Annotated in this window: 4 protein-coding genes and 1 tRNA gene; 1 reads left to right on the top strand and 4 read right to left on the bottom strand. The window is 73.9% G+C overall.

Annotated features, from left to right (window positions below):
* On the bottom strand, positions 1 to 665 hold a 665-nt coding region (locus tag D8M29_RS09070), incomplete at its 3' end, for a glycerophosphodiester phosphodiesterase family protein (protein ID WP_127445917.1).
* A 100-nt stretch (positions 666 to 765) separates the two neighbouring features.
* Between D8M29_RS09070 and D8M29_RS09065 the strand changes: the two genes are divergently transcribed.
* Entirely contained in the window at positions 766 to 2,043 is a 1,278-nt protein-coding gene (locus tag D8M29_RS09065) for a DUF445 domain-containing protein (protein ID WP_127435421.1), read from the top strand.
* Positions 2,044 to 2,148: 105 nt separating this feature from the next.
* Here D8M29_RS09065 and D8M29_RS09060 read toward each other — a convergent pair whose 3' ends face one another.
* The 3 genes from D8M29_RS09060 to D8M29_RS09050 form a co-directional block, all read right to left on the bottom strand.
* Positions 2,149 to 3,048: a hypothetical protein gene (locus D8M29_RS09060; protein WP_127435420.1), complete on the bottom strand. Its 900-nt coding sequence runs from the start codon at positions 3,046 to 3,048 to the stop codon at positions 2,149 to 2,151.
* Between the two features lie 33 nt (positions 3,049 to 3,081).
* Positions 3,082 to 3,807: an alpha/beta hydrolase gene (locus tag D8M29_RS09055; protein ID WP_127435419.1), complete on the bottom strand. Its 726-nt coding sequence runs from the start codon at positions 3,805 to 3,807 to the stop codon at positions 3,082 to 3,084.
* 62 nt (positions 3,808 to 3,869) lie between these two features.
* Positions 3,870 to 3,942: transfer RNA gene (locus tag D8M29_RS09050), tRNA-Lys, on the bottom strand.
* Positions 3,943 to 4,253 lie beyond the last annotated feature (311 nt).

The following is a 4,253-nucleotide window of genomic DNA, read 5'->3' as shown; positions in this document are numbered from 1 at the left end:
GACCCCGCCAGCGACTGACGCGCCGCCGCACGCACCGCCGCCCGGCTCAGCGGCCCCCGCGCGAGCCGGGTCGGCAGCTCCGTCGGCATGAGGTCCATCAGGGGGCAGAGGGGGTCCGTGCCGGCCAGCGGAGCCACGTGGCGCAGCGCGTCCGGATGGAAGCTCATGAGGGACACCTGCACCTGACCCACCCGGCCGGTCTCCGGATCCCAGCCGGCCCGCAGCAGCTCCCGCAGCACCCGCTCCTCGAGCTCATGCCCGAACGGGGAGGGATGCTTGAGCTCCACGGCCAGGCGCAGCGGCCGGTCCGCGGCCGTCGCGATCGCCAGGAGGTCGGCCAGGGTGAGCACCTGCTCCCCCGCGCCGCCGTACGCGGCGGGCGGCGTCGTCGTCGTGGTGGGCTCGGCCCCCGGGCGCCGGGCGTGCCACGAGACGACGTCGAGGCCGCGCAGACGCTCGAGCGTGTGGTCCGCGACGGCGCCGCGCCCGTCCGAGGTGCGGTCCACGGTGGGGTCGTGCCAGCAGACGACCTCGCGGTCCCGCGTGAGCTGGACGTCGCATTCGAGACCGTCCGCGCCCACGGCGAGGGCGTGGAGCATGGCGGCGCGGGTGTGTTCGGGGAAGGCGACGGAGGCACCGCGGTGGGCGATCACGAGGGCGGGCACGCCGCCAGGCTAGGGAGCGCGTGTGCCGACCACGTCACCGCAGGGTGCCCGGCTGGTTAACTGGTGGGGACCATTCGGTGCACGCGATCAGGAGCCTGCCGTGTCCTTCTCCCCCGACCCCGCCCAGCAGCTGCTCAGCGCCGGCGCCCTCGAACGCGCGGCGGGCCTGCGGCGCATGAAGGCCGTCGCCCTGGGGCTGCTCATCCTGCTGGCCGTGGTGTTCGTGGTCGCGTTCCCGTTGCAGGACGCCCACCCGGTGTGGGGCTACGTGCGCGCCGCCGCGGAGGGCGGCATGGTCGGCGCACTGGCGGACTGGTTCGCGGTCACGGCGCTGTTCCGCCACCCGATGGGTGTGCCCGTGCCGCACACCGCCCTGATCCCGCGGAAGAAGGACCAGCTCGGCGCCGCGCTGACCGAGTTCGTGCAGGAGAACTTCCTGGACTCGGAGGTCGCCCACGAGAAGGTCGACGGACTGAAGGTGGCCGAGGCCGCCGGCGGCTGGCTGCGCCGTGAGGAGAACGCGGCTCGCACCGCCCGGGAGATCGCGACGGCGGCCCGGGGCGCCATGGCCGCGGCCGACGACGACGCCGTCCAGGAGCTGCTGCGCCAGCTGATGGAACGCCACATGGTGGCCCCGGACTGGTCCCCCACGCTCGCAGGCGTGCTGGAGGACGTGGTGGCCGGACGGCACCACGAGCGCGTGGTGGACCTCGTGGTCGCCCACACCGGGGACTGGGTGGCCGCCCACCCCGAGCTGTTCGTCGAGACGGTGCGCCGTCGCTCCCCCGAGTGGAGCCCGGACCTCGTGGACCGCCTCCTCGCCGAGCGACTGCACGCCGAGACCCTCAAGTATCTCGCCGGCATCCGCCGCGACCGGCAGCACGAGGCCCGCCGCGCCGTCGACGACTGGCTCGACCGCCTCGCCGACGAGATGCGGAACGAGCCCGCCACCCGCGCCTCGGTGGAGCGGTTCAAGCGGAACCTGTTCGCGGACGAACGGCTGCGCGCGTGGGCCGGGCGGGCCTGGGTCTCCCTGCGGGACTCGCTCCTGGACGCGCTCGAGGACCCGTCCTCCGACCTGCATCGCGCGCTCGTGGCCGCCCTGCGCGACCTCGGCGCCCGCCTGCAGGAGGACCCCGAGCTGCGCGACCGCGTGGACGGCCACGCCCGCCGCGCCGCGGCGTATGCGCTGAGCTCCTACGGCCCGGCGCTCACCGGGGTGATCGAGGAGACGGTCGCCCGCTGGGACGGCGAGCAGACCGCGCGCACCCTCGAGCTGTTCGTGGGCAAGGACCTGCAGTTCATCCGCATCAACGGCTCGATCGTCGGCGCGCTCGCGGGCCTGGCGATCCACGGGGTGGCCACGCTGCTCCTCTGAGCCGCGGCTCCAGCCCCGCACTTTCGAACGTGAAATGGGGCGAATGGGCGCTTTCGAACGTGAGAGAGGGCCTCTCTCACGTTCGAAAGCGCGGGGGCGGGGCCGTCAGGCGGCGGGGTTGCCCTTCTTCTGCCTGTTGTCCTTCTCGTCCTTGCCGCCGGGCAGGGCGCGACGGATCGCGCCGAGGACGCCGCCGTCGTCCTTGGTGCCCTCCGGCTCCCCCTCGGCGCGCTCCCGCGCGGCGCCCTCACGGATCTCGCCGGGGATCACCATCGGCAGGGGGCCGAAGAGCTCCTTGGCGTTCTCCATCACGGCCTTGCCCATGGCGCGGTTGCCCACACCGCCGATCACGGCGCCCACGCCGAACGGCACGGCGCGGCCCACGAAGCCGGCGCCCTGCCGCAGGAGCATCTTGCGCATGAACGTCCTCTTGAGGCGATTCACCACGAACGCGCTGATGCCGGTGCCGGAGGCGGTGCCCGCGAGCGCGTTGAGGCTGGACTGCGGGTCGTAGGGACGGCCGGCCTTGGCGGCGGCCTCGCGGAGCAGCTCCTTGGCGTCGTCGCCGAGCATGAGGGCCATGACGAGGGCCTGGGCGCGCTGCGGGTCCTGCGTGGTGATGCCGTGCAGCTCGGCGAGGGACTGCGCGTAGAGGGCGGTGGCCTCCAGGAAGCCGACGACCGCGGCACCGGACAGGCCGAGAGCAGCCACGGTGCCGATGCCGGGGACGATCGCGGTGCCGCCCACGGCGGCGCCGGCCCCCGTGACGGTGGTCAGGTACTGCTGCCCCAGCCGCTCGGCGAGACGCTCCGGGCTCTCCCCCGGGTGCTTCGCCGCCATGCGCTGGATGTTCTTCAGGACCAGGGGGCGCTGGACCGCCAACACCGTGGAGAGGGCCTTCTCGAAGCCCTCCGTGGGCTCGCCGTTCTCATCGAGTGCCGACTTCAGCCCGAAGTCCTTCACCTTCCCGGACGCGTACCGGCCGATCGTCGAGTTCTTTGCCATGCGCGCCAGAGTATCGGCGCGCGATCCCCGCGGTCAGGACCCGGGCGTCGCCGCGCGCAGGGAATGCTCGAGGAAGATGCGCACGTCACGGACCTCGTCGGGGCCGGTCCCGTGCAGGATCCCGGGGTAGGTGCGCACGGTCAGGCGGGTGTGCTCCTCGGCCCACGCGCGGGTGTGGGCGACGGCGTCCGGATGGATCACGGGATCCTCGGCGTCCCGGCCCCAGAAGAACGGGCGCGGGCCCGGTCCCTCGGCCGGGGAGTCGAGCATGGCCAGCAGCTCGTTGTCGACGGCGAAGCCGCTCAGGCCCACACCGCAGGCGAACGCCTCGGGACGCAGACGCAGGACCGTCGTCGCCATGGCCATGCCCTGGGAGAAGCCGAGCACCGAGACCGTGCGGAAGCCGGCCGCCACGACCTCCTCGGCGGAGAGCACGTCGAACACGCGGTGGGCGGCGGCGAGCACCTGGGCGAAGTCGGACTGCAGCAGCAGGTCGAGCAGGAACCAGCCGTGCGCGCCGGGGTCGCCCGGGCTCTCGGAGGCCGTCTCGTCGATCTCGAAGCCGCCGCGCACCGCCAGGCCGGTGCACCGCTCCGGGAGCATCGGGAAGTGGCGGCGCGCCGCGCGGACCTCGTTGGAGCCGTACCCGTGGAACACGAGGACCAGGTCCGTGCCCGCGCGCTCCTCCGGCGGGCGCGACCACACCACGCTGTGGCCGGAACTGATCGTCTCGGTGACGGGTGTGGGCGTGGGGCTCATGGCTCCATCCTAGGGAGGGGCCCCTGACCGGGCGTCATGCCCGGTCAGGGGCCGCTTTCCGGTGGGCCCTGCGGGGATCGAACCCGCGACCGGCGGATTAAAAGTCCGATGCTCTGCCAGCTGAGCTAAAGGCCCTCACCCGCGGCCGACGACGACGGCGTGCGGCCGACGACGGCGACCCTCGCGGGTGCCCTCCAATGGTAGCCCAGGCGTGCGGGGCACTACCGTGGACGGGGCCGCCGCCTCCGGCGACCACATCCTCACCCCGATGCGCCCTCGAAGGGAGCCCCGCCCATGGCACGTCACCGCCTGCCCGCCGGCCGCGGCGCCAGCTCGAGCGCCTCGGGCGTCCTGCGCCCGCACCGGCCCCGCCTCTCGGAGCCGCAGGAGCTCACGCACTTCGCCGGCGGCGAAGACCCGCAGGAAGTGGCCGCGGCGGCCTCGCG

It is taken from the genome of Micrococcus sp. HSID17227 (assembly GCF_003989405.1).
In the GTDB taxonomy this organism is placed as follows: domain Bacteria; phylum Actinomycetota; class Actinomycetes; order Actinomycetales; family Micrococcaceae; genus Micrococcus; species Micrococcus luteus.
Note: the sequence above shows the minus strand (reverse complement) of the source record. Positions and strands in the feature narration are given on the sequence as shown.

What these genes read in the sequence shown, in the direction of transcription:
- D8M29_RS09060 (WP_127435420.1), bottom strand. Translation starts at nt 3,048, where the DNA reads ATGGCAAAGAACTCGACGATCGGCCGGTACGCGTCCGGGAAGGTGAAG.
- D8M29_RS09055 (WP_127435419.1), bottom strand. Translation starts at nt 3,807, where the DNA reads ATGAGCCCCACGCCCACACCCGTCACCGAGACGATCAGTTCCGGCCAC.